Below are 26,799 nucleotides of genomic sequence, written 5' to 3' on the forward strand. Positions count from 1 at the left end.
ATAGCTGTGATAGCTGTGATAGCTGTGATAGCTGTGATAGCTGTGATAGCTGTGATAGCTGTGATAGCTGTGATGTTATTTGCTGATAGCGATCATCATAGTGATTTTTATAGCTTAACTCTTTTTAAGGGGTTGAAGTTATAAAGATTGCTTTTTCTATATTATATTGCCCTTAGGAGGACAAATGGAACACAAATCGAATTCATATAAAGTAAATCGACAGCAACGTGAAAAAGTCTTGCGATTTTCTATTCGTAAATACAGTTTTGGTGCGGCTTCAGTTGCTGTAGCAGCGCTGATGTTTTTGGGTGCACGCGTTGCGAGTGCGGATAGTGTAAGCGAAACTACTGCACCATCTGCTGCGGGTGTAGTAAGTCCTAAAGATGAGGCTAAGTCGCCTCTAGGTATTACGGAATCTAATAAAAACAAAGTAGATGAAGTAAATAAATCTTTAGAAAATAAAGAACCTGCAATTGCTGAAAATAGCGCTAGTACAGTTGATAAAGCTAAGTTAAGAAAAGTCGTTGAAGAACTAAATTCTCTTCTTTCAACTAAATTAAACCTTAATGACTCAGTAGTCTCACCTATTAAAGATAGACTTCAAAAAGGGAAAGAAGCCCTAGAAAATTCTGACCTAGCTCAAAAGGATATTGATGAGCTTGTAGAACTCCTGTCTAAAGATGTGACAGTCTTATCAGCTGCTGCTAAGGAATCAACTGAGATTCAAGGGAATAAGACTGAAAAGCAGGCTGACAACCTAGCGAGCGCATCTTCTTCTGAAGTAAGAGCAAGCGAAGAGAGTCAAACTGTATCAGCTAAAAAAGAAGCCTTGAAAGTATCTGTAGATCAATTGCAGGCAGCTGTCTTGGAATTGCCTGAGCATGAGACAAGCAAAGAAGTTCTTGAAAAAGCCAATGAACTATTGGGATTGGCGCAAGAAGTTCTTGAAAACACAACAGTTTCTCTGAATGATGTTGAAGAAATGAACAAACTTGTGAAGAGAATGTTTAATTCTGTTAAAAATGCTACAACACGTTTGACTTCAGGTGCTCGTGACTCACGTAATGGTCAAAGTATGGGACAAGGTTCTAATCTAAGATCTGCACCTATTGATAAAACGACTAAACGTGGGAGTCTTGGGATAGTTGTAGCGGACTCTGGATTTATCACAGGATATGCAACGCCATCTTCAACAATTGAAATTAAGAGAAATGGCCAAAAGATACTTACGTCTAAACTAGATGATACTGGAGCTTTTAAATTAAATGCACCAGGTATTAAAGTGGGAGATAAAGTTGAATTAGTAGTCAATGGTCAAAGTGTTTATAATACTACAGTAAGTCAAGTAGACACAGTGGCATTCAATGATAGTTTAGCTGGTGTAGCTCAGGTTGATGGATATACAGCGTCAGAAGCTGATGTTGAAATATCAATTGGTGGGAAAAAATACACAACTAAATCTCAATCAAACGGATATTTTACAGTTAATGTAGACCCTAAGTTGATGGTGAAAGGTGCTACTATTACAGCCGTAGTCAAAAAGAACGGAAAAGAAGTAGGACGTGGAACAAGTAACGTTCGTGAAACAAGAAAAACAGACTTTGGTGTTGGTTGGAATAAAAACCCAATGCTTAACTATTCAGAGCGTGATGTATATTCACCAGATACCAAGCAATATGCCTTCGTAAGTGTAGGGACTGCTGATAAAGCCTACGATAATATTCGTGTGTATCGTGAAGAGCGTATCGAAAAAGATGGAAATAAATATTATTACTGGATCGTAGATTCAGGTCCAGCGGAAAATGCTCTTGCGGGTTCTTCTAAGAAAATATCACTTGCTATTCCGCGTACTGTAGGAGATCCGTATGACTTCACTTATACAAAATATAAAGATGGAAGTCAAATATCTCATCAAGAGTATGCAAGTGCATCAAAATGGGAGTATGAAAACACGTTTTCTCGAGCTTATGTTAAAAATGGTGAACGCCGTTCAGGGTCAACTTATGGTGAAAATATAGGTTCTTGGATGGATTATGCTCATCCTGATAATAGTTGGAGAAAAAATATTTATCGTGATTCTAGAAAAGATGGTACCGATCGTAATCCAGATGCAGCTTCACGTGTGAAAGATATGTACGGTATTACAACAGGTGGTTTAATTTATAACCTTGCTAGAGGGGTAATCGAAGATAAACTGAACGTTGTTGCTGGTCAACGTACAATTATTACTTTCAAAACAAAAATTCTTGAAGGTGATGAGTTAGATCAAAGCATTATGTCGGATTGGGGTAATAAAAATAAAAATAATCCGATGCTTGCGGATATTAAAAAACGTTTAGCGAATGATCCGTATCTTGCCTATGGCGGATACTCAACAGATGGGCTAATTCGATATAGAAACGGTCAAAACGCCATTATCGGTACCCTACCACTGAAACCAGAGGAAGCTGCTAAATATGACTTAAAACCAAAATCTAAACCGCAAAGTACTAAAGTAGGGGTCATTCCAGACGCTTACAACAGTATTGCGAATCCAAATGAATTACCTGCAGGTACAACATATCGTTGGTTTAAAGATCCAGATGTATCAAGACCTACAGCACCGAATGCACCTGTGTATGGTAAAGTGGAAGTCACTATTCCTGAACGTGGAAAATTTATTGTTGATGCTCCCGTGCATGTTGTAGATGACAAAGCTCAAACACCAGTAGCAACAGCTAAGGATAATGGGGATGTAACTGCAAAACCACAAGATCCAAAAAAAGTAGATAAAATCAAAGTAAGCTTTACAGGTGAAGATAACAAGCAAAAAACAGCTGAAGGAACTAAAGGAACAAACGGTAAATGGACTGTAAATAATCCAGATGTTCGAATTGATCCAAATACAGGGGAAATTACAATCCCAGCTAATAAAGTTAAAGATTTAACAGAAGTAACTGCAGTTACGAAGAATGGAAATGGTGCAGATTCAGATCCAGCTAAAGCAACTGCGAAAGATGTCCAAAAACCACAAGCTACTTTAAATGGTATTACGCTAACAGAGACAGCCAATACACCAATCTTTACAGTCTATCGTGGTGCCGACTTTAACCCAGAGCTTAAAGTATGGGATAACTCAGGAAAAATCTCAAAAGTAACAGTTGGAAATCTTCCTGGCGGAGTAAGTGCTTCTAACTTTACAGCCCAAACTGGTAAAGATGGAAGTTCAGAAGATAAGAAGTATAAAACTCGCTTGTCTTCGGGTAGAGTATTAGATACTCAGACATTAGGAGAACATACTGCTACTCTTCACGTAGAAGGAAGTAGTGCTACTGACAGTCGTGACTTGAAATTCAAGTACCGTGTTGTGGATATTACAACAAAAAATCTTGAAAATGGTGTCGCGAAAGTACCAGTAGGTTCAACTTTAAATGTACCAAATAGCCGTACAAATGTTGATGCTCATAATTATCTTAAAGTTGTAGATAGCCAAGATCAAAGCGATCGTGGGAATAGCCACTTGCCTCAAGGTATGACTTGGACGTGGAAAGCTGGAGACAACTTAGATCCAGGTACTACATTAGATAATTCAGGTAAATACACTCGAAATGCTACAGCGCAATTCCCAAGTTCTGTAACAGATAACAATAGTACAACTAGAACAACATTTGCACCGACAGAAATCAAGCGTCCAGTAGTTCTTGCGGTAACGCCGACAGCGCCTAGCGTAGTAGCCAATGAAAATGGTAGTGTAACAGTTACCCCACCAACACGTCCTAATGGTACTACACCGCAAGATATTGATACAATCACACTTACTTATACACCAACAGGTAAGACTACACCAGAAACTGTAACAGTTGCAAAATCAGGAAATAACTGGACAGTCAATGGTAAGACAACCGATAAAGTATCAGTAACTCCAGCAGGTGTTGTAACAATTTCTGATCTTGAAGTTGCGGATGCTAAAGAAGTAACTGCAAAAGTTTCTAAGAGAATTGATAATAATGTAGTTCTTGAAAGTCCAGTAGCTAAAGTAACATCAAAATCTTCTAAACCAGCTAAACCAGTAGCAACAGCAAAAGACAATGGTGATGTTACAGGTAAACCACAAGATCCAGCAAAAGCAGATAAAATTACTGTAAGCTATACTGGAGAAGATAATCAACCAAAAACAGCTGTTGGAACTAAAGATCCGAAAGGGAAATGGACAGTAAATACTCCAGAAGTACAAATCAATCCAAATACTGGAGAAATCACGATTCCGGAAAATAAAGTAAAAGACGGAACAGAAGTAACAGTAGTTACGAAAAATGGAAATGGTACTGATTCAGATCCAGCAAAAGCAACAGCGAAATTTTCTAAGCCAGCTAAACCAGTAGCAACAGCAAAAGACAATGGTGATGTTACAGGTAAACCACAAAATCCAGCAAAAGCAGATAAGATTACTGTAAGCTATACAGGGGAAGATAATACTCCGAAAACAGCTGTTGGAACTAAAGATCCGAAAGGAAAATGGACAGTAAATACTCCAGAAGTACAAATCAATCCAAATACTGGAGAAATCACGATTCCGGAAAATAAAGTAAAAGACGGAACAGAAGTAACAGTAGTTACCAAAAATGGAAATGGTGCTGATTCAGATCCAGCAAAAGTAACTGCAAAAGATGTGCAAAAACCACAAGCTACTTTAAATGGTATTCCATTAACAGAAACAGCTAATTCACCAATCTTTACAGTCTATCGTGGCGCTACATTTAACCCTGAATTGAAGGTATGGGATAACTCAGGTGTGATTTCTAAAGTAGAAGTTAAGGGAGGACTTCCAAAAGGAGTAACCGCTTCTACATTTACATCTCAAACAGGAAAAACTGAAGCAAATCCATATGCAACTCGCTTGTCTTCAGGTACTGTATTGAATACTGAAACTTTAGGAGAACATGAAGCTACTCTACATGTTGAAGGAAGCAGTGCTACTGATAGCCGTGATTTGAAATTCAAATATCGAGTGGTTGATATTGAGACTAGAAACCTTGAAAATGGTATCGCAAAAGTACCAGTAGCTTCAACGTTGAATGTAGCCAATAGTGGTAAAAATATTGATGCTCATAGATATCTTAAGGTTGTAGATAGTGAAGATAAAGCAGATCGTGGAAACAACTATTTACCAAGTGGTATGACGTGGACATGGAAAGCTGGAGATAAATTAGATTCAGGAACAACACTAGATAACTCAGGGAAATATACTCGAAACGCAACAGCAGTATTCCCGGATACCAGCAAAAATTCTATTACGGATGTAAATAGTACAACTAGAACAACATTTGCACCTGCAGAAATTAAGCGTCAAGTAGTGTTAGCAGTAACGCCAACAGTGCCTAGCGTAGTTGGACATGAGAATGGTAGTGTAACAATTACTCCACCAACACGCCCTAATAGTACTAATCCACAAGATATTGATACTATCACCCTTACTTATGTACCAACAGGTAAGACAACTCCAGAAACTGTAACAGTTACAAAATCAGGAAATACTTGGACTGTAAATGGTAAGACAGCTGATAAAGTGTCAGTAACCCCTGCAGGCGTTGTGACAATTTCTGATGCTGAGGTTGCAGATAAAACAGAAATAACTGCAAAAGTTTCTAAGAGAATTGATAATGTAGTTCTTGAGAGTCCAGTAGCTAGAGGAACAGCAAATGGTAGTTTGGGAGCTGAAGTTACTCCACCAGCACCAGTTCTGGAAAAAGAAAAAACTACGCCAGTTACAGTAGTAACACCAAACAAACCAGGTTCAACAATCACCACAGAAACACCAGTCAATGGATTAACAGTAGATGGCGATGGTAACTTAACTGGTACACCAACTGTCACAGATTGGGGACCAAAAGAAGAAGAACGTAAAGTTACGATCCCAGTTAAAGTTAAACATGGTGACGAGGTAGTTCCTGTAAATGTTCCAGTTACTATCCAACGCGATACAGATGGAGACGGTATTCCAGATGTGACCGATCCAGATGATGATAACGATGGTATTCCAGACAAGGATGATGCAAATCCAAAAGTAGCTGATAAATTAACAGGAGACACAACAGGAAAAACTGTAAAAGAAAAAACACCTGTCCCAGCAAATACTAAGGTAGTGACACCAAATAAACCAGGCACAACGATTACAGTAGATGGTCCAGTAAATGGTTTAACAGTGGATAACGGCGGAAATCTAGTGGGAACACCAAGCATCACAGATTGGGGACCAAAAGAAGAAGAACGTACAGTAGAGATTCCAGTTAAACTGAAACGTGGAACAGAAGAGACTGTTGTAAAAGTACCTGTAAATATCGAAAGAGATACAGATGGCGATGGAATCCCAGATAAAGTAGATCCAGATGATGATAACGATGGAATTCCAGACAAGGATGATGCAAATCCAAAAGTAGCTGATAAATTAACAGGAACAGTAACAGAAAAAACTGTCCCAGAAAAAACACCTGTCCCAGCGAATACTAAGGTAATCACACCAAACAAACCAGGTACAACGATTACAGTAGATGGTCCAGTAAATGGTTTGACTGTGGATCAAGGTGGAAATCTAGTAGGCACACCAAGCGTCACAGATTGGGGACCAAAAGAAGAAGAACGTACAGTAGAGATTCCAGTTAAACTGAAACGTGGAACAGAAGAGACTGTTGTAAAAGTACCAGTTAAAATTCAACGTGATACAGATGGCGACGGTATTCCAGATGTGACTGATCCAGATGATGACAACGATGGAATTCCAGACAAGGATGATGCAAATCCAAAAGTAGCTGATAAATTAACAGGTACAGTCACAGATCCAGGAAAAGTGAAAGAGAAAGCACCAGTACCGCCAACAAAAGTTGTGACACCAAATAAACCAGGTTCAACCATCACAACAGAAACACCAGTAAATGGTTTAACAGTAGATGGTGATGGTAACTTAACTGGAACACCAACCGTAACAGATTGGGGACCAAAAGAAGAAGAACGTAAAGTTACAATCCCAGTTAAAGTTAAGAATGGTGATGAAGAAGTTACTGTGGATGTTCCAGTTACAATTCAACGTGATACAGATGGCGACGGTATCCCAGATGTGACCGATCCAGATGATGATAACGATGGTATTCCAGACAAGGATGAAGAGAAAAATGGAACAGATCCTAAGACACCAACAACTCAAACTCCTACAATCGATATCACACGCAAACCAAATGGTGATGCAGTAATAACACCGAAGAAACCAGATGGCTCAACCTACCCACCAGGAACAGTAGTAGAAATTCCAGGTAAGGATGGTAATCCAATTGTCGTTACAATCGGTGAAGATGGTTCAGGAATAGTTCCAAATGACAAGTTACCTAAAGGTGATTTACCAGGAAAAGGTACAGTAACAGAACCGAATAAAGAACCATCACAACCAGTGCCAGTAACAACACCAGCTCGTAAGAACCCGACAATCAAAATTGAACAAGATCCTAAGACGGGTGATGTTACAGTGACACCGAAGAAACCAGATGGTTCAATCTACCCACCAGGAACAGTAGTAGAAATTCCAGGTAAAGACGGGAACCCAATCACAGTAACAATCGGTGAAGATGGTAAAGGTAAAGTACCAAACAGTGATCTGCCAGAAGGAGATATTCCGGGAACAGGTAAGATTATTGAAAAAGGGAAAACACCTGAAGAAGTTCAAGTGAAGACACCTAAAAAATTAGATCCAAATGAACCACAAACAGAGCAACCAGTCTCAATTGATATTACTAGAAAACCAAATGGAGATGCTATTGTAACACCGAAGAAACCTGGAGTGGGAGGAACATATCCACCAGGAACGAAGGTAGTTATTCCGGGTGATAATGATACTCCAATCGAGGTTATCATCGGAGAAGACGGTTCAGGAATAGTACCGAATGATAGTCTTCCAAAAGGAAAAATCGAAGGAGAAGGTACAGTAACAGAACCGAATAAGAGACCATCACAACCAGTGCCAGCAACAACTCCAGCACGTAAGACTCCAACCGTAGACTTGGAACAAGATCCTAAGACTGGTGATGTTACAGTAACACCGAAGAGACCAGATGGGTCAACATACCCACCAGGAACAGTAGTAGAAATTCCAGGTAAAGGTGACAAGCCAATCACAGTAACAATCGGAGAAGATGGTAAAGGTAAAGTACCAAACAGTGAATTACCAGACGGTAAGGTTACAAAACCAGGTAAGATTACCGAACCAGGCAAACCATCTGTTGAAGTTCCTGAGGTCACAACCCCAGCTAAAGTAACTCCAACCGTAGACTTGGAACAAGATCCTAAGACTGGTGATGTTACAGTAACACCGAAGAAACCAGATGGCTCAACATACCCACCAGGAACAGTAGTAGAAATTCCAGGTAAAGGTGACAAGCCAATCACAGTAACAATCGGAGAAGATGGTAAAGGTAAAGTACCAAACAGTGAATTACCAGACGGTAAGGTTACAAAACCAGGTAAGATTACCGAACCAGACAAACCATCAGTTGAAGTTCCTGAGGTCACAACCCCAGCTAAAGTAACTCCAACAGTAGACTTGGAACAAGATCCTAAGACTGGTGATGTTACAGTAACACCGAAGAGACCAGATGGCTCAATCTACCCACCAGGAACAGTAGTAGAAATCCCAGGTAAAGATGGCAAGCCAATCACAGTCACAATCGGTGAAGACGGTAAAGGTAAAGTACCAAACAGTGAGTTACCAGACGGTAAGGTTACAAAACCAGGTAAGATTACCGAACCAGGCAAACCATCAGTGGAAGTTCCTGAGGTCACAACCCCAGCTAAAGTAACTCCAACCGTAGACTTGGAACAAGATCCTAAGACTGGTGATGTTACAGTAACACCGAAGAGACCAGATGGGTCAACATACCCACCAGGAACAGTAGTAGAAATTCCAGGTAAAGGTGACAAGCCAATCACAGTAACAATTGGAGAAGATGGTAAAGGTAAAGTACCAAACAGTGAATTACCAGACGGTGAGGTTACAAAACCAGGTAAGATTACCGAACCAGGCAAACCAGCTGTTGAAGTTCCTAATGTAACAACACCAGCTCATAAGACACCAACACTAGATGTGAAACGAGATCCTGAGACAGGTGACGTTACATTAACACCGAAGAGACCAGATGGAACAACATATCCACCAGGAACTACGGTAGAAATCCCAGGTAAAGATGGCAAGCCAATCACAGTCACAATCGGTGAAGACGGTAAAGGTAAAGTACCAAACAGTGATCTACCAGATGTAGAAACACCAGGTACAGGTAAGATTACCGAACCAGGTAAACCAGCTGTTGAAGTTCCTAATGTAACAACACCAGCTAAATTCACACCAGAAACACCAGTAACTGAAAAACCAGGTAAGATTGAAATTACTCAACAACCAAATGGAAATGCGATTGTAACGCCTAAGAAACCAGATGGAACAACTTACCCATCAGGTAGCAGGGTAGAAATTCCAGGAGAAAATGGAACAACAATCACAGTAACAATTGGTGACAATGGGTCAGGTGAAGTACCAAATGACAACCTTCCTAAGACAAATGTCCCAGGTACAGGAACAGTAACAGAACCTAACAAGAAACCATCACAACCAGTGGATGTAACAACACCAGCTCGTAAGACACCAACACTAGATGTGAAACGAGATCCTGAGACAGGTGACGTTACAGTAACACCGAAGAAACCAGATGGCTCAATCTACCCACCAGGAACAGTAGTAGAAATCCCAGGTAAAGATGGCAAGCCAATCACAGTCACAATCGGTGAAGACGGTAAAGGTAAAGTACCAAACAGTGATCTACCAGATGTAGAAACACCAGGTACAGGTAAGATTACCGAACCAGGTAAACCAGCTGTTGAAGTTCCTAATGTCACAACCCCAGCTAAATTCACACCAGAAACACCAGTAACTGAAAAACCAGGTAAGATTGAAATTACTCAACAACCAAATGGAAATGCGATTGTAACGCCTAAGAAATCAGATGGAACAACTTACCCATCAGGTAGCAAGGTAGAAATTCCAGGAGAAAATGGAACAACAATCACAGTAACAATTGGTGACAATGGTTCAGGTGAAGTACCAAATGACAAGCTTCCAAAAGGAGACTTGCCAGGTACAGGAACAGTCACAGAACCTAACAAGAAACCATCACAACCAGTGGATGTAACAACACCAGCTCGTAAGACACCAACAATAGAGTTGGATCAAGATCCTAAGACAGGTGACGTTACAGTAACACCTAAGAAACCAGATGGCTCAACATATCCACCAGGAACTAAGGTAGAAATCCCAGGTAAAGATGGAAACCCAATTATCGTTACAATCGATAAAGAAGGTAAAGGTAAAGTACCAAACAGTGAATTACCAGACGGTAAAGTTCCAGGTACAGGTAAGATTACTGAACCAGGTCAACCAGCTGTAGAAGTTCCAGTAGAAACTCCAGCTAAGGTAACACCAGCAACACAAGTAACTGAAAAACCAGGTAAGATTGAAATTACTCAACAACCAAATGGAAATGCGATTGTAACGCCTAAGAAACCAGATGGAACAACTTACCCATCAGGTAGCAGGGTAGAAATTCCAGGAGAAAATGGAACAACAATCACAGTAACAATTGGTGACAATGGTTCAGGTGAAGTACCAAATGACAACCTTCCTAAGACAAATGTCCCAGGTACAGGAACAGTAACAGAACCTAACAAGAAACCATCACAACCAGTGGATGTAACAACACCAGCTCGTAAGACACCAACACTAGATGTGAAACGAGATCCTGAGACAGGTGACGTTACAGTAACACCGAAGAAACCAGATGGCTCAATCTACCCACCAGGAACTACGGTAGAAATTCCAGGTAAAGATGGCAAGCCAATCACAGTCACAATCGGTGAAGACGGAAAAGGTAAAGTACCAAACAGTGATCTACCAGACGTAGAAACACCAGGTACAGGTAAGATTACAGAACCAGGTAAATCAGCTGTTGAAGTTCCTAATGTAACAACTCCAGCTAAATTTACACCAGAAACACCAGTAACTGAAAAACCTGGTAAGATTGAAATTACTCAACAACCAAATGGAAATGCGATTGTAACGCCTAAGAAACCAGATGGCTCAACATACCCACCAGGAACTAAGGTAGAAATTCCAGGAGAAAATGGAACAACAATCACAGTAACAATTGGTGACAATGGTTCAGGTGAAGTACCAAATGACAAGCTTCCAAAAGGAGACTTGCCAGGAAAAGGAACAGTAACAGAACCGAACAAGAAACCATCACAACCAGTAGATGTAACAACACCAGCTCGTAAGACACCAACAATAGAGTTGGATCAAGATCCTAAGACAGGTGACGTTACAGTAACACCGAAGAAACCAGATGGCTCAACATACCCACCAGGAACTACGGTAGAAATCCCAGGTAAAGATGGAAACCCAATTGTCGTTACAATCGATAAAGAAGGTAAAGGTAAAGTACCAAACAGTGAATTACCAGACGGTAAAGTTCCAGGAACAGGTAAGATTACAGAACCAGGTAAAGCAGCTGTAGAAGTTCCAGTAGAAACTCCAGCGAAGGTAACACCAGCAACACCAACAGATACAATTCCAGTTGCACCAGTGACACCTGATACGCCAGTCAACCCTGACACTAATGGAGGTTCTGGTCAAGATACACCAGCACCAGCTACTCCAACTCCAAATGCAGTTACTCCGAATGCAGATCAGGTAGATACTAAGACTACTGTTGATAATGGAGCTAATTCAAATGATTCTCAAAATGTATTGCCAAATACAGGAACAGAATCAAATGCTGCTCTTGCATCTCTAGGACTTCTTGGACTATTGAATGGATTTGGACTTGTAGCTCGCAAGAAAAAAGAAGACTAAAAATTTAGTCAGATGAACATTCATTCTTTTGTGTTTTAACAAAGAACTAGATTGATTCTGATAGTTGTGTTATCCATAAAATACAAAGAATGATTAGATAAAGAAAGCGAACAATGCTAGGATTTTGTTAAACGGAATTCTAAGTATTGTTCGCTTTTGTGGTATAATAAGTACTATGCAGAAAAAACCAACGTCAGCCTATGTACACATCCCGTTTTGTACTCAAATTTGTTATTATTGTGACTTTTCAAAGGTCTTCATCAAGAATCAGCCGGTAGATAGCTATTTGGAGCATATGCTGGAAGAGTTTCGTTCTTATGATATTCAAAAGTTGTCAACCCTCTACATCGGTGGTGGCACACCGACAGCTTTGTCAGCTCCGCAACTGGAGGTGTTATTGGATGGCTTGACTAAAAACTTGGACTTGTCTGTCTTAGAGGAGTTGACCATTGAGGCCAATCCAGGCGACTTGGACGCGGATAAGATTGCTGTTTTGAAGAACTCGGCTGTCAATCGTGTTTCGCTAGGCGTGCAGACCTTTGATGATAAGATGCTGAAAAAGATTGGGCGCAGTCATTTGGAGAAGGATATTTATGAAAATATCGACCGTCTGAAACTGGCTGGTTTTGACAATATCTCTATTGATTTGATTTATGCACTGCCTGGTCAGACCATGGAGCAGGTCAAGGAAAATGTGGCTAAGGCCATTGGACTGGATATTCCCCATATGAGTTTGTATAGCTTGATTTTGGAAAATCATACGGTCTTTATGAACCGTATGCGACGAGGGAAATTGCCTCTGCCTAAGGAGGAACTGGAAGCTGAGATGTTTGAGTACATCATCGCAGAGCTAGAGCGAGCTGGTTTTGAACATTATGAGATTTCCAATTTCTCAAAGCCTGGTTTTGAAAGTCGTCACAATCTCATGTACTGGGACAATGCTGAATACTATGGCATTGGTGCTGGGGCGTCTGGCTATGTCAATGGAGTGCGCTATAAAAATCATGGCCCCATTCGTCATTATCTCAGTGCAGTTGAGGAAGGCAACGCTCGCATCACAGAAGAGCACCTGAGTCAAAAGGAGCAAATGGAAGAAGAAATGTTCCTAGGTCTCCGTAAGAAATCAGGGGTCTCTATGGCGCGATTTGAAGAAAAATTTGGACGGTCTTTTGATGGACTTTATGGAGAAATTGTCAAGGACTTGATTCAACAAGGTCTTATGCAAATAGACGGTGATCGCGTGCGCATGACAAAAAGAGGTATCTTTTTAGGAGACACCGTAGCAGAACGATTTATTTTGGAGTAGGATGATGGGCTTAACTTATCAAATGAAAATGAAAATTCCTTTTGATATGGCTGATATGAATGGTCATATCAAGCTTCCAGATGTGATTTTACTATCCCTACAAGTTTCAGGGATGCAGGCGATTGAACTGGGAGTTAGTGATAAAGCCATTTTGGAGGACTATAATCTGGTCTGGATTATCACAGAATACGATATTGAGGTGGTTCGTTTGCCTCGTTTTGCAGAAGAAATCACTATCGAAACGGAAGCTTTGAGCTACAATCGGCTCTTTTGCTACCGTCGCTTTACCATTTATGATGAAGCAGGACAGGACCTTATACACATGATGGCGACCTTTGTTCTCATGGATCGAGACAGTCGAAAAGTCCATGCTGTCGAACCTGAGATTGTGGCTCCGTATCAGTCTGATTTTGATAAAAAACTTATCCGCGGACCAAAGTATGAGACTTTGGAAGAGCCAATCAGCAAGGATTACCATGTCCGTTTTTACGATTTAGATATGAATGGTCATGTTAATAACAGTAAGTATCTAGACTGGATTTTTGAGGTTATGGGAGCGGACTTTTTGACCCAATATATTCCCAAGAAAATCAATCTCAAGTATGTCAAGGAAGTTCGACCAGGTGGGGTGATCACATCGGCTGTTGAACGGACTGGACTGGAAAGCAAGCATGAGATCACAAGCGACGGGGCTACCAATGCTCAAGCTATCATCACTTGGCAAGAAATAAAAAAGATTAGGGAGAAATAGATGAAATATAAAGGCTATTTAATTGATTTAGACGGAACCATTTATAAGGGGAAAGACAGAATTCCAGCAGGAGAGGCTTTTGTCCATGAATTGCAAAAGCGGGATATCCCCTATCTCTTTGTGACCAACAATACAACCCGCACTCCAGAGAGTGTTCAGGAGATGTTGGTTCAGAATTTTAATATCGATACGCCCCTATCGACTGTCTACACAGCGACTTTGGCAACGATCGACTATATGAATGACTTGGGGCTTGAAAAGACTGTCTATGTCATCGGAGAAGCTGGACTCAAGGAAGCCATCAAGGCGGCTGGTTATGTCGAAGACAAGGGAAATCCTGCCTATGTAGTAGTAGGATTGGACTGGCAAGTCGACTATGAAAAATTTGCGACAGCAACTCTAGCTATCCAAAAGGGAGCTCATTTTATTGGAACCAACCCTGACCTCAACATCCCGACAGAGCGCGGTCTTTTGCCAGGTGCTGGTTCACTGATTACCCTTCTTGAAGTGGCAACACGAGTGAAACCTGTTTATATTGGGAAACCAAATGCCATCATTATGGACAAGGCGGTTGAGCACTTAGGTTTGGAACGTAAAGAGTTAATCATGGTTGGGGATAACTACTTAACAGATATCCGAGCAGGGATTGACAATGGCATTCCAACGCTCTTGGTGACGACAGGTTTTACCAAGGCAGAAGAAGTGGCAGACCTGCCAATCGCACCGACTCATGTGGTTTCTAGCCTTGCGGAGTGGAACTTTGATGAAAACTAAACTGACCTTTTGGGGCTCTATGCTCTTTCTCCTCTCCCTCTCAATCCTTTTGACCATTTATCTGGCTTGGATTGTTTATCAGCTGGAAATTCAGTGGCTGAATTTAACAGATCGGGTCTATTTAAAACCAGAAACCATTCAGTACAACTTTCATATCTTGATGAATTATCTGACCAATCCATTTAGTCAGGTCCTAGAGATGCCAGATTTTCGTTCGTCAGCAGCTGGTCTGCACCATTTTGCGGTGGTTAAGAACCTCTTTCACTTGGTTCAGCTAGTAGCTCTAGTGACACTGCCAAGTTTCTATTTCTTTGTCAATAAGATTGTGAAAAAGGGCTTCTTGTCTCTATTTAGTAAAGGACTTTTGGCTCTAGTGGTTTTACCCTTACTGATTGGGCTTGGAGGAGTGTTGATTGGTTTTGACCAATTCTTTACCCTTTTCCATCAAATTCTCTTTGTGGGAGATGATACCTGGCTTTTTGATCCAGCCAAGGATCCAGTGATTCTGATTTTGCCAGAGATCTTCTTCCTTCATGCCTTCCTCCTCTTTTTTGCCCTCTATGAAAGCTTCTTTGGCTGTCTTTATCTAAAAAGTCGTAGGAAGTGAAACGAAAGATGTTCTTATTTCACATGTATAAATTAGGTATGTGATTCGAAACTATCGTTAAGAGTGAATTAACTAATTCAGAAATGTATTAATCGTTCGCAAACAGTCTATTTTTCTTGAAAAAATAGGCTTTTTTTCTAAAAATATCTAGTCAAGTGCTTTATTTTTTTGTATAATAGAAGTAGCAAAGTATAGATAAGAAGAGAAAAGCATGATTACACTATTCCTATCACCGAGCTGTACTTCATGTCGTAAGGCAAAGGCCTGGTTAGAGAAACATAAGGTGCCCTTTGAGGAGCACAATATTATGACCAGTCCCTTAACAAGAAAAGAATTGCAACACATTCTTTCCTTGACCGAAAATGGTACTGATGACATCATTTCAACTCGTTCAAAAATTTTTCAAAAATTAGATATTGATGTAGAAAGTATTTCGGTATCAGAATTGCTTCATTTGATTGAGCAGTATCCTAGTCTTTTGCGTCGTCCCATTATTATTGATGCCAAACGTATGCAGATCGGTTTTAATGAAGATGAGATTCGTGCTTTTCTCCCTCGTAGTTACCGTAAGCAAGAACTAAAAGAAGCAAGAATGAGAGCTGGTATTAGTTAATGAACAAACAGTATAGTTACCCACTAGATTTGTCGTGGAGCACTGAAGAACTTGCTTCAGTGCTTTCTTTTTTTAATGATGTTGAAGCTGCCTATGAGGGCAAGGTAGAGGCTAAAAAGTTACTGGACTCCTATAAGGGGTTCAAGGAGGTCGTGCCAAGCAAGAGTGAAGAAAAACGTTTGGGACGAGAATTTGAAACAGTGAGTGGTTATTCGCTTTACCGAGCAGTTCAGGCGGCTAAGGAAAAAGGGGAAGGAAAGATTTCTCTTGGAAAGTAAATTTGAATTTGCCAAAGAGCTTGTCAAGAAGGCGGGTCAGTACATTCTTGACCATATGCAGGAAGACTTGTGTGTTGAAACCAAGTCCTCTCCAACAGATTTGGTGACCAGACTGGACAAGGAAGTTCAGGAGCTCTTGGTTGGTGAGATTTTGTCCCGTTATCCTGAGGATAAGATTTGTGCTGAAGAAGGTTGTCTGCGAGCCTCGGTTCAAGAGGGCAAGGTTTGGGTCATTGATCCCATTGATGGGACCAATAATTTTGTGGCCCAGCAGGAAGATTTTGCTGTTATGATGGCTTATTTTGAAAATGGTCAGGGACAGTTTGGACTGATTTATGATGTGGTCAAAGGGGATTGTTATCATGGTGGTGGTAAGTTTCCAGTTTGTCGAAACGATAAGCCCCTAGCTCCTTTTAAAGCAAAACCACTTGGAGATTTTCTCATTGCAGGCAATAGTGGCATGCTGGAAACCAACGAATGGGGGCTGGCTGATTTGAGTCGAGCCGTCCTCGGTGTTCGTGTCTATGGGAGTGCGGCCATTAGTTTTGCCAAGATTTTGTCAGGGCGTTTGTTGACATATGTTACTTATCTGCAACCATGGGATTATGCTGCGGCTAGTATTTTAGGGGAAAGTCTGGGCTATCGGGTTGTGACTCTATCTGGTCAACCGCTTGATTTTCAAACCAGACAACCGGTCATGATGCTACCTCTTGAGATGCAGGAGGAAATTCAGTCCTATATTTACGAAAGGAAAAGAACTTAAATGCAATTTCCAGAAGGATTTGTTGAAAAATATGAAGAGATACTAGGAGATGAGGCAAGAGATTTTCTTGCCTCTTTTGAGGAGGAAGCGGTTTCGGCCTTTCGGGTCAATCCCTTAAAAGAAGCGCCAGTTTCCTTTTCTAATCCCATTCCTCAAACCCCTTGGGGTCACTACGGAAAGGTATCAGGGAAATCGCCTGAGCATGCTACAGGCTTGGTTTATTCGCAAGAACCTGCTGCTCAGATGGTTGCTCAGGTAGCCCAGCCCAGTCCTGGTATGAAAGTCTTGGATTTGGCTGCTGCACCGGGTGGAAAATCAACTCAGCTGGCAGCCTATCTAGCAGGGGAGGGTATTCTGGTTTCCAACGAAATTTCAAGCAAACGGGCTAAGATTTTAGTAGAAAACATGGAGCGCTTTGGAGCGACAAATGTCGTGGTGACCAATGAATCTGCTGACCGTTTGGCCAAGGTTTTTAAGGGCTATTTTGACCTCATTGTCCTTGATGCCCCTTGCTCTGGTGAAGGAATGTTTCGTAAGCAACCAGATGCTATGGACTATTGGAGCTTAGATTATCCGAGTCAATGCGCTAGCTTGCAAAGAGAAATTCTGGAAGATGCCGTTACCATGCTAGCTGAAGGTGGTCGCTTGGTTTATTCAACCTGTACCTGGGCCCCCGAGGAAAACGAAGAGATTGTCAAGTGGTTGCTGGAAGAGTATAATTTTGACTTGTTGCCAGTAGAGCATATCAATGGAATGGTAGCTGGTATTGACCTGCCAGAAACGGCTCGGATGTATCCTCATCATTTTAAGGGAGAGGGGCAGTTTGTCGCTCATTTACAATTTAAAGGTGAAAATCTAGCACCTAAACGTAAGGCAAGTAAGAGCAATCTCAGCCGAGAACAAGTTACTTTGTGGCAGGAATTTGCACAAAAACATTTGCAGGTCAATCTAAGGGGAATCTTGCAGACTTTTGGGGACCAACTCTATCTCTTGCCCGAATTCTTGCCAGATTTAGGGAAACTCAAGATTGCTCGCAATGGCCTGCATCTAGGGACCTTTAAGAAGAAACGCTTTGAGCCTAGTTTTGCTCTTGGTCTAGCCTTGAAACCGAGTCAGGTCAAGCAGTCAGTTGAAATTGCCCAAGAGGAGTTTGTAAAGTATGCGGCTGGAGAAACCGTTCAGCTGGCAGAAAGTCTGCCAAATGGTTGGTACCAAGTTTTGGTTCAAGGAAATGGTTTGGGCTTTGCTAAGGTGACGGGAAATGTTTTGAAAAATTATTTTCCAAAAGGACTCAGATTCAAGTGAAAATGCTAGTCAAAGTAGCTTGTCTATGTTATAGTGGAAGTATGGATTTTTTTCAAATTGTCTTTCATTTTAAGTCAAAATTGGTGGGCAAGGTAACTGAGCAAATGACTAGTAAAACTAAGCAAAGAACTTCAGTTGGCTCCCAATTTTAAAAAAGAAAAACATAAATAAATAGTTGAAAAAATTCACAGCATTCACCATTATTTTCAAGGAGAAAAACAGTGAACAAAAGGAAAAAACTCGCTCTATCCCTTGCAGCTCTTTTGCTGGTAGGTTCTTTGGCGGGATGTGCTAGCTGGATTGATCGTGGAGAATCCATGACAGCTGTTGGCTCAACGGCTCTTCAGCCCTTGGTCGAAGCAGCAGCAGATGAATTTGGCTCTATGCACGTTGGAAAAACAGTCAACGTCCAAGGTGGAGGATCTGGTACAGGTCTGTCTCAGGTTCAGTCTGGAGCCGTTGATGTAGGAAATTCAGACGTATTTGCCGAGGAAAAAGACGGTATCAACGCATCCGCTCTAGTGGACCATAAGGTGGCTGTAGCAGGCTTGGCAGTCATTGTAAATAAGGAAGTTGATGTTGAAAATCTGACAACTGAACAACTCCGTAGGATCTTTACAGGTCAAGTGACCAACTGGAAAGAAGTCGGTGGGAAAGACCTAGCCATTTCCATTATCAACCGTGCGGCAAGTTCAGGTTCGCGTGCCACCTTTGATAGTGTTGTCATGGATGGTCAATCTGCCGTGCAGAGTCAAGAACAGGATTCAAATGGGATGGTCAAAAACATTGTTTCCCAGACACCAGGAGCTATTTCTTACCTAGCCTTTGCCTATGTGGATGACTCAGTTAAACGTATGAAGTTGAATGGCTATGAGCCGATTGCAGAAAATGTTACAAGCAATAACTGGCCTTTGTGGTCTTATGAACACATGTACACCCTAGGTCAACCAAATGAATTGGTGGCAGAATTTCTCAACTTTGTCCTCTCAGATGAAGCGCAAAGTGGAATCGTTAAGGGAATGGGCTATATTTCTGTTAAGGAAATGAAGGTTGAAAAAGATGCTGTCGGAACGGTGACAGCACTAGAAGGGAGTCACTAATGAATCAAGAAGAATTAGCTAAAAAATTACTTTCTCCCTCAAAGAACTCCCGTCTAGAGAAATTAGGAAAAGGCTTGACCTTTGCCTGTCTGTCTTTGATTGTCATCATTGTGGCTATGATTTTGATTTTCGTAGCCCAAAAAGGTTTGTCGACCTTCTTTGTAAATGGAGTCAATATCTTTGATTTCCTTTTTGGACAAACTTGGAATCCTTCAGGTAAACAATTTGGTGCCCTTCCTATGATTTTGGGTTCCTTTATTGTCACAATCCTATCAGCCCTTATCGCAACTCCTTTTGCCATTGGTGCGGCAGTCTTTATGACGGAGGTCTCACCAAAAGGTGCTAGAATCTTGCAACCAGCTATTGAATTGCTGGTTGGGATCCCTTCCGTCGTGTATGGATTTATTGGTTTGCAGGTCGTAGTTCCCTTTGTCCGTAGTGTCTTTGGTGGAACTGGTTTTGGGATTTTGTCAGGGATTTTCGTTCTCTTTGTCATGATTTTACCGACGGTAACCTTTATGACAACGGACAGCTTACGTGCGGTGCCTCGTCATTACCGCGAAGCTAGTTTGGCTATGGGGGCAACTCGTTGGCAAACCATCTGGCGTGTGACCTTGAAGGCAGCGCGTTCAGGGATTTTTACAGCAGTGGTCTTTGGGATGGCGCGTGCCTTTGGTGAGGCCTTGGCCATTCAGATGGTGGTCGGAAACTCAGCCGTAGTCCCAACTTCATTGACAACACCTGCTGCGACCTTGACCTCTGTTTTGACCATGGGTATCGGAAATACCGTTATGGGAACAGTTGATAATAACGTTCTCTGGTCACTGGCCTTAGTCTTGCTCTTGATGAGTTTGGCATTCAACAGTGTGATTAAATTGATTACGAAAGAAAGAGGAAAGAAAAACTATGCACGCTAAGAAATTAGATAAAATTGCAACAGCTGTCCTCTACTCGATTGCAGGAATTATTGTTGCCATCTTGGCATCCTTGATTCTTTATATCTTGGTTCGTGGTTTGCCCCACATCTCTTGGTCTTTCTTGACTGGCAAATCCTCTTCTTACCAAGCAGGTGGAGGGATTGGAATTCAGCTCTATAATTCCTTCTTCCTTTTGGTCATTACCTTGATTATTTCTGTTCCCTTATCTATGGGGGCTGGGATTTTCCTAGCCGAATACGCCAAAAAAGGTCCTGTGACAAACTTTGTCAGAACCTGTATTGAAATCTTGTCTTCACTGCCATCTGTGGTTGTAGGTCTCTTTGGATACTTAATCTTTGTAGTTCAGTTTGAGTATGGATTTTCAATCATTTCAGGTGCCTTGGCCTTGACAGTCTTTAATCTTCCTCAGATGACTCGAAATGTTGAGGACAGCTTGAAACACGTTCACCATACGCAGCGTGAAGCTGGTCTGGCCCTTGGGATTTCTCGTTGGGAGACAGTGGTCCATGTGGTTATTCCGGAAGCTCTTCCAGGTATCGTGACGGGGGTTGTCTTGGCCTCTGGTCGTATCTTTGGTGAGGCGGCTGCACTTATCTATACAGCAGGACAATCTGCTCCAGCCCTTGACTGGTCTAACTGGAATATTCTCAGTGTGACCAGCCCAATCTCTATCTTCCGTCAAGCAGAAACCTTGGCTGTCCACATCTGGAAAGTCAATAGTGAAGGAACTATTCCAGATGGAACTATCGTATCAGCAGGTTCTGCGGCCGTGCTCCTCATCTTTATCCTCATCTTTAACTTTGGAGCTCGTAAACTCGGAAGTTACCTACATAAGAAATTAACCGCTGCCTAAAGGAGAAGCCATGTCAAAATATAATTGGGATGAAAAGCATATCATCACCTTTCCTGAAGAGAAAGTGGCCCTCTCTACTAAGGATTTACATGTTTACTACGGTAAAAAAGAATCCATAAAGGGCATCGATATGCAATTTGAAAAGAATAAAATTACAGCCTTAATTGGCCCATCTGGATCAGGAAAATCAACCTACCTCCGCAGTCTCAACCGTATGAATGATACCATTGATATTGCCAAGGTCACAGGTCAAATCCTCTATCAAGGGATTGATGTCAACCGTCCAGAAATCAACGTTTATGAGATGCGTAAGCACATCGGAATGGTCTTCCAACGACCAAATCCTTTTGCCAAGTCTATCTACCGCAATATCACTTTTGCCCATGAACGTGCAGGGGTTAAGGATAAGCAAGTCTTGGATGAAATTGTGGAAACCTCTCTTCGTCAAGCTGCCCTTTGGGATCAGGTCAAAGACGATTTGCACAAGTCAGCCTTGACTCTGTCAGGTGGTCAGCAGCAACGTCTCTGTATCGCTCGTGCTATCTCTGTTAAACCAGATATCCTCTTGATGGATGAGCCGGCGTCAGCCTTGGATCCAATTGCGACAGCCCAGCTGGAAGAAACCATGTTGGAATTGAAAAAGGACTATACCATCATCATCGTGACCCACAGTATGCAGCAGGCTGCGCGTGCTAGTGACTACACTGGATTCTTCTACTTGGGTGACTTGATCGAGTACGATAAGACCTCTAATATTTTCCAAAATGCCAAACTACAGTCAACCAATGACTACGTAACAGGACACTTTGGATAGAAAGGAAACAGTATGACAGAAGCGATTTTACAGGTGTCAGACCTGTCCGTTTACTACAATCAAAAGAAGGCCTTGAATAGTGTTTCCCTATCTTTCCAACCTAAGGAAATTACAGCCTTGATCGGTCCATCTGGATCAGGGAAATCAACCCTCCTCAAGGCTATCAACCGCATGGGGGATCTCAATCCAGAGGTAACCACAACTGGTTCGGTGGTTTATAACGGCCACAACATTTACAGCCCACGTACAGATACAGTTGAATTGCGGAAGGAAATCGGTATGGTCTTTCAACAACCCAACCCCTTCCCTATGTCTATCTACGAAAATGTTGTTTATGGGCTTCGTATCAATGGAGTGAAGGACAAACAGGTTCTGGATGAAGCGGTGGAAAAAGCCTTGCAACGGGCTTCTATCTGGGATGAGGTCAAGGACCGCCTGCATGATTCAGCTATCGGTCTTTCAGGTGGACAACAGCAACGTGTCTGTGTTGCCCGTGTCTTGGCAACCAGTCCTAAAATCATCCTCTTGGATGAACCGACTTCAGCCTTGGATCCTATCTCGGCTGGTAAGATTGAGGAAACCTTATATGGCCTAAAAGATAAATACACCATGCTCTTGGTTACGCGTTCTATGCAACAAGCCTCTCGTATCTCTGACAAGACAGGATTTTTCCTAGATGGAGATTTGATTGAGTTTAACGATACCAAGAAGATGTTCCTAAACCCACAACACAAGGAAACAGAAGATTATATTTCAGGAAAATTTGGATAAGGAGATAAATGATGTTACGTTCTCAATTTGAAGAAGATTTAGAGAAATTGCACAACCAGTTTTATGCTATGGGACAGGAAGTGCTATCCCAAATCAATCGTACAGTGCGTGCCTTTGTCACGCATGACCGTGATTTGGCCAAGGAAGTCATCGAAGACGATGCAGAAGTAAACGAATACGAAGTGAAATTAGAGAAGAAATCATTTGAAATGATTGCCCTTCAACAACCAGTTTCTCAAGACTTGCGTACAGTTCTAACAGTCTTGAAGGCTGTATCTGACTTGGAACGTATGGGGGACCATGCCGTTTCCATTGCCAAGGCGGCAATTCGTATGAAGGGTGAGCAACGTATCCCAGCTGTTGAAGAAGAAATCAAGAGAATGGGTCGCGATGTTAAGAATTTCGTTGAAGCAGCCCTTGAACTCTATCTGAATGGTTCAGTGGATCAGGCTTATGAAGTAGCAGCTATGGATGAAAAAATCAACCATTACTTTGATAGCATTCGTGACTTGGCTACAGAAGAAATCAAGAAAAATCCAGATGCCATCGTTACAGGTCGTGATTATTTCCAAGTGATTGCCTTCTTGGAACGCATTGGAGACTATGCTAAAAATATCTGTGAATGGGTTGTTTACTTTGAAACAGGTAAGATTGTCGAACTATAAAACAGGTTCATTCTGTATAAAAAGGAGCTTGAAATCAACTGATAGCTCCTTTTCTTGAATGAAAAAAATATTTTTAAGATAAAAATTCAAAAAACACTTGACAAGTAACTTGGATAGCGTTATAATTATACAAAATTAACAGAGAGGTTGTTTATTTATGAAATCAAAAAAATGGATATTTGTTTTATGTAGTTTTCTTGCAAGTTTCTTCTTGGTAGCTTGCCAGTCGGGTTCGAATGGTTCTCAGTCAGCTGTTGAGGCCATTAAGCAAAAGGGGAAATTAGTTGTGGCGACTAGTCCTGACTATGCACCTTTTGAATTCCAATCCTTAGTTGACGGGAAAAATCAGGTAGTCGGTGCGGATATTGATATGGCCCAGGCTATTGCTGATGAACTTGGGGTGAAGTTGGAAATTTCAAGCATGAGTTTTGATAATGTCTTGACCAGTCTTCAAACTGGTAAGGCTGACCTAGCAGTTGCGGGAATTAGCGCTACTGACGAGAGAAAAGAAGTCTTTGATTTTTCAATCCCTTACTATGAAAACAAGATTAGTTTCTTGGTTCGTAAGTCTGATGTAGAAAAATACAAGGATTTAACTAGCCTTGAAAGTGCTAATATTGCAGCCCAAAAAGGGACTGTTCCAGAAGCTATGGTCAAGGAACAATTGCCAAAAGCTCAATTAACTTCCCTAACCAATATGGGTGAAGCAGTTAATGAATTGCAGGCTGGAAAAGTTGATGCTGTTCACATGGATGAGCCAGTTGCCCTTAGCTATGCTGCTAAAAATGCTGACCTAGCTGTCGCAACTGTCAGCTTGAAGATGAAGGACGGCGAAGCCAATGCAGTTGCTCTTAGAAAAAATAGTGCTGATTTGAAAGAAGTGGTGGACAAAGTCATCCAAAAACTCAAGGATGACGGTACCTACCAAAGCTATCTTGAAAAGGCAGCAAGCCTAACAGAAGTTGAACAATAAGAAAAAAGCAGAGTTGGAAGTCAGTCCAATTCTGCTTTTAAATAGTTTAAAACCTTTTCCAGATTGTCTAAGGACACCTTGGCAAATTGATAAGGGCAGGTATCCAAGTAAGCCTCCTCAAAGAAGTCCAATTTCAGCTGACTGTGTTTGAGGCTGGCGATTTTAGGATACTGTCTCAGGTCTAGCAATAAACCATCATGAAGCGGAAAGTGAGGAAGGGGACAAGGTGTTTTAGTTAAGCTTTCCTCAAGTTGTTTTTGGTAGGTTTCCTGATTGGACAAGCGAGCTAGACGATTTTTCTCAAACAGTTGACTGTCGATATAGAGTGATAAGGCCTTTTGCATGATGAGGTTGCTGTCGTAGTCAAGGATATTTTTGTAGGCCACAAAGGCTTCCTTAATAGCATTTGGAAGAATGAGTGCTGTTATCCGCAGGGCTGGAAAGAGGCTGGTTGAGAAGGACTTGATATAAATGACGCGCTCCTCTGTATCTAGATAGTGGAAGGTCTGGCCCTTCTTGGAGTCCAAATCCCCCAGATAGTCGTCCTCTACGATATAGACTCCATACTTAGCTGCTAAGTCAAGAATAGCTCGTTTGTCCTGCTCAGAATAGGAATGCCCCAGAGGATAGTGAAAACGAGGAATGGTATAGAAAAACTTAATCTTTCCTGTCTTGAAATGGCTTTCCAGTTCCTCCAAGTCAATCCCATCAATGCCTCGTTCGATCGTTTGATAGTCCAGACCCTGAGCAATCAAGAGGCGATTCATCCGATGATAGGTCGGCTGTTCCACCAAGATTTCCTTGGCTTGGCTAGGAAAGGAAATTTGAGAGAGGATAAACAAGGCTTGTTGGGTTCCAGAAGTCAGTACAAGTTGATCAGCCTTGCAGTAGAGAGCTTGGTCAAAGAGGAGTTGGTGAATGGATTGTCTTAAGTCTTCTAATCCTTCTTGGTTGTCATAGTAGTTGAAGAGGTAGTTTTCCCGGCCAACCAAGGTTTCATTGACACAGAGTCGGAAATCGTCATAGGCGCTGGCATGTTCGTCGGTAACCTCAATTTCTAGGTCCTGATGTTGCCCTTGTTCTAGGACATAGTAACCACTCTGGGGCTTGGCATAGAGGTATTGTTCGTGCCGTAATTCCAACAGGGCTCGTTGAATGGTGTCCTTGCTGCAGTGAAAGTCAAGGCTCAGTTGACGAATAGAAGGCAGGCGGCTTCCCGTCGGAAATCGTCCAGACTCGATACCGTTTTTTAGATAGGAAACGACCTCTTGGTATTTACTTTGTCTCTTCATTCCAGACCTCCCTTGATTTTGTTACATTGTACCCTTTTTTTTCCTTCTTGGCAATGTCTAGGGTGTTTCTCTCGTTCACATCTAGGGGAAAATGTGGTATACTTAGGAGTAACATTTATAGAATAATACTCTTCGAAAATCTCTTCAAACCACGTCAGCTTCGCCTTGCCGTAGATATGGTTACTGACTTCGTCAGTTCTATCCACAACCTCAAAACAGTGTTTTGAGCTGACTTCGTCAGTCTTATCTACAACCTCAAAGCAGTGCTTTGAGCAACCTGTGGCTCTCTTCCTAGTTTGCTATTTGATTTTCATTGAGTATAACAGACAAGAAAGTGAATGGATAAGAACGTGCAGGAACCAGTGAAATTATTTCAATACAATACCCTTGGAGCCTTGATGGCAGGCCTTTATGGTGGTACCATGACAGTAGGAGAATTGCTAGAGCATGGTGACCTTGGTTTGGGAACCTTGGATTCCATTGATGGAGAATTGATTGTCTTGGATGGCAAGGCTTATCAGGCCAAAGGATCAGGAGAGCAACCAGAAATTGTAGAAGTATCACCAGATGCCCTTATTCCTTACGCAGCAGTAGTACCTCATCAGGCAGAGGTCATTTTCCGCCAGCGCTTTGAGATGACAGACAAGGAATTGGAAGAACGAATCGAGTCTTATTATGATGGGGAAAATCTTTTCCGCTCTATCAAGATTCGGGGGGAATTTTCGCATATGCATGTGCGCATGATTCCCAAGTCGACACCAGCTACCAAGTTTGCTGATGTCGCAACCCATCAACCTGAATATAGTCGTGACAATGTGGCGGGAACCATCGTTGGTTTCTGGACGCCTGAGATTTTCCATGGGGTCAGTGTGGCAGGCTATCATCTACACTTCATTTCAGATGACTTGACCTTCGGTGGACATGTCATGGACTTTGTTATCAAGGAAGGCATTATTGAGGTGGGAGCTGTTGACCAATTGGATCAACGTTTCCCAGTCCAAGACCGTCAATACTTGTTTGCTAAGTTCAATGTTGACGAGATGAAAAAAGATATTGAAAAGGCAGAATAGGAGAAGAAA

The 26,799-nt window shown here is 41.7% G+C and carries 18 protein-coding genes; 17 read left to right on the forward strand and 1 reads right to left on the reverse strand.

All coding sequences use genetic code 11. The features are described from left to right. Positions 1 to 184 precede the first annotated feature (184 nt). From SK608_RS03915 to SK608_RS03990, 16 genes are all read left to right on the forward strand, one after another. Complete coding sequence (locus SK608_RS03915; RefSeq protein WP_033676756.1) at positions 185 to 11,917, forward strand: sialoglycan-binding domain-containing protein; 11,733 nt, start codon at positions 185 to 187, stop codon at positions 11,915 to 11,917. 175 nt (positions 11,918 to 12,092) lie between these two features. After that, positions 12,093 to 13,223, forward strand: a complete 1,131-nt coding sequence (gene hemW / locus SK608_RS03920; RefSeq protein ID WP_033676757.1) for a radical SAM family heme chaperone HemW — start codon at positions 12,093 to 12,095, stop codon at positions 13,221 to 13,223. 4 nt (positions 13,224 to 13,227) lie between these two features. Further along, entirely contained in the window at positions 13,228 to 13,974 is a 747-nt protein-coding gene (locus SK608_RS03925; RefSeq protein ID WP_033677763.1) for an acyl-[acyl-carrier-protein] thioesterase, read from the forward strand. Then, positions 13,975 to 14,748 (forward strand): TIGR01457 family HAD-type hydrolase, encoded by a 774-nt coding sequence (locus SK608_RS03930; RefSeq protein WP_000875450.1) that lies wholly within the window; start codon positions 13,975 to 13,977, stop codon positions 14,746 to 14,748. Then, positions 14,738 to 15,355 carry a TIGR01906 family membrane protein gene (locus tag SK608_RS03935; protein ID WP_000850635.1) on the forward strand — a complete coding sequence of 206 codons (618 nt, stop codon included), beginning with the start codon at positions 14,738 to 14,740 and terminating at the stop codon, positions 15,353 to 15,355. Before SK608_RS03930 ends, SK608_RS03935 begins: the two co-directional genes overlap by 11 nt. Positions 15,356 to 15,566: 211 nt before the next feature. Further along, positions 15,567 to 15,968 carry a Spx/MgsR family RNA polymerase-binding regulatory protein gene (locus SK608_RS03940; RefSeq protein ID WP_000631254.1) on the forward strand — a complete coding sequence of 134 codons (402 nt, stop codon included), beginning with the start codon at positions 15,567 to 15,569 and terminating at the stop codon, positions 15,966 to 15,968. Further along, complete coding sequence (locus SK608_RS03945; RefSeq protein ID WP_001041978.1) at positions 15,968 to 16,246, forward strand: UPF0223 family protein; 279 nt, start codon at positions 15,968 to 15,970, stop codon at positions 16,244 to 16,246. The genes SK608_RS03940 and SK608_RS03945 overlap by 1 nt, the downstream gene beginning before the upstream one ends. Further along, a complete protein-coding gene (locus SK608_RS03950) occupies positions 16,236 to 17,009 on the forward strand; it encodes an inositol monophosphatase family protein (RefSeq protein WP_000444030.1) in 774 nt (257 codons plus the stop codon). The genes SK608_RS03945 and SK608_RS03950 overlap by 11 nt, the downstream gene beginning before the upstream one ends. Next, the gene (locus tag SK608_RS03955; protein WP_033676761.1) at positions 17,010 to 18,314 is read left to right on the forward strand and encodes an RsmF rRNA methyltransferase first C-terminal domain-containing protein; all 1,305 of its coding nucleotides are present in this window, start codon (positions 17,010 to 17,012) and stop codon (positions 18,312 to 18,314) included. A 221-nt stretch (positions 18,315 to 18,535) separates the two neighbouring features. Then, complete coding sequence (locus SK608_RS03960) at positions 18,536 to 19,414, forward strand: phosphate ABC transporter substrate-binding protein PstS (protein ID WP_033676763.1); 879 nt, start codon at positions 18,536 to 18,538, stop codon at positions 19,412 to 19,414. Beyond that, positions 19,414 to 20,331, forward strand: a complete 918-nt coding sequence (pstC, locus tag SK608_RS03965) for a phosphate ABC transporter permease subunit PstC (protein ID WP_001070903.1) — start codon at positions 19,414 to 19,416, stop codon at positions 20,329 to 20,331. Before SK608_RS03960 ends, pstC begins: the two co-directional genes overlap by 1 nt. Continuing rightward, the gene (gene pstA / locus SK608_RS03970) at positions 20,321 to 21,205 is read left to right on the forward strand and encodes a phosphate ABC transporter permease PstA (protein WP_000543046.1); all 885 of its coding nucleotides are present in this window, start codon (positions 20,321 to 20,323) and stop codon (positions 21,203 to 21,205) included. The genes pstC and pstA overlap by 11 nt, the downstream gene beginning before the upstream one ends. A 10-nt stretch (positions 21,206 to 21,215) precedes the next feature. After that, positions 21,216 to 22,019, forward strand: a complete 804-nt coding sequence (gene pstB / locus SK608_RS03975; protein ID WP_033676766.1) for a phosphate ABC transporter ATP-binding protein PstB — start codon at positions 21,216 to 21,218, stop codon at positions 22,017 to 22,019. A 12-nt stretch (positions 22,020 to 22,031) separates the two neighbouring features. Further along, on the forward strand, positions 22,032 to 22,790 hold the full coding sequence (gene pstB, locus SK608_RS03980; protein WP_000133484.1) for a phosphate ABC transporter ATP-binding protein PstB: 759 nt from the start codon (positions 22,032 to 22,034) through the stop codon (positions 22,788 to 22,790). A gap of 11 nt (positions 22,791 to 22,801) precedes the next feature. Further along, entirely contained in the window at positions 22,802 to 23,455 is a 654-nt protein-coding gene (gene phoU / locus SK608_RS03985; protein WP_000946458.1) for a phosphate signaling complex protein PhoU, read from the forward strand. Between the two features lie 157 nt (positions 23,456 to 23,612). Beyond that, positions 23,613 to 24,428: an ABC transporter substrate-binding protein gene (locus tag SK608_RS03990; RefSeq protein WP_033676769.1), complete on the forward strand. Its 816-nt coding sequence runs from the start codon at positions 23,613 to 23,615 to the stop codon at positions 24,426 to 24,428. Positions 24,429 to 24,448: 20 nt separating this feature from the next. On the opposite strand, the gene SK608_RS03995 is transcribed toward SK608_RS03990, so the two are convergent. Next, on the reverse strand, positions 24,449 to 25,720 hold the full coding sequence (locus tag SK608_RS03995; RefSeq protein ID WP_033676772.1) for an aminotransferase-like domain-containing protein: 1,272 nt from the start codon (positions 25,718 to 25,720) through the stop codon (positions 24,449 to 24,451). Between the two features lie 338 nt (positions 25,721 to 26,058). Between SK608_RS03995 and budA the strand changes: the two genes are divergently transcribed. Next, positions 26,059 to 26,790: an acetolactate decarboxylase gene (gene budA, locus SK608_RS04005; protein WP_033676774.1), complete on the forward strand. Its 732-nt coding sequence runs from the start codon at positions 26,059 to 26,061 to the stop codon at positions 26,788 to 26,790. Positions 26,791 to 26,799 lie beyond the last annotated feature (9 nt).

The sequence above is a fragment of the Streptococcus mitis subsp. hohhotensis genome (assembly GCF_000722775.1).
Taxonomy (GTDB): domain Bacteria; phylum Bacillota; class Bacilli; order Lactobacillales; family Streptococcaceae; genus Streptococcus; species Streptococcus carlssonii.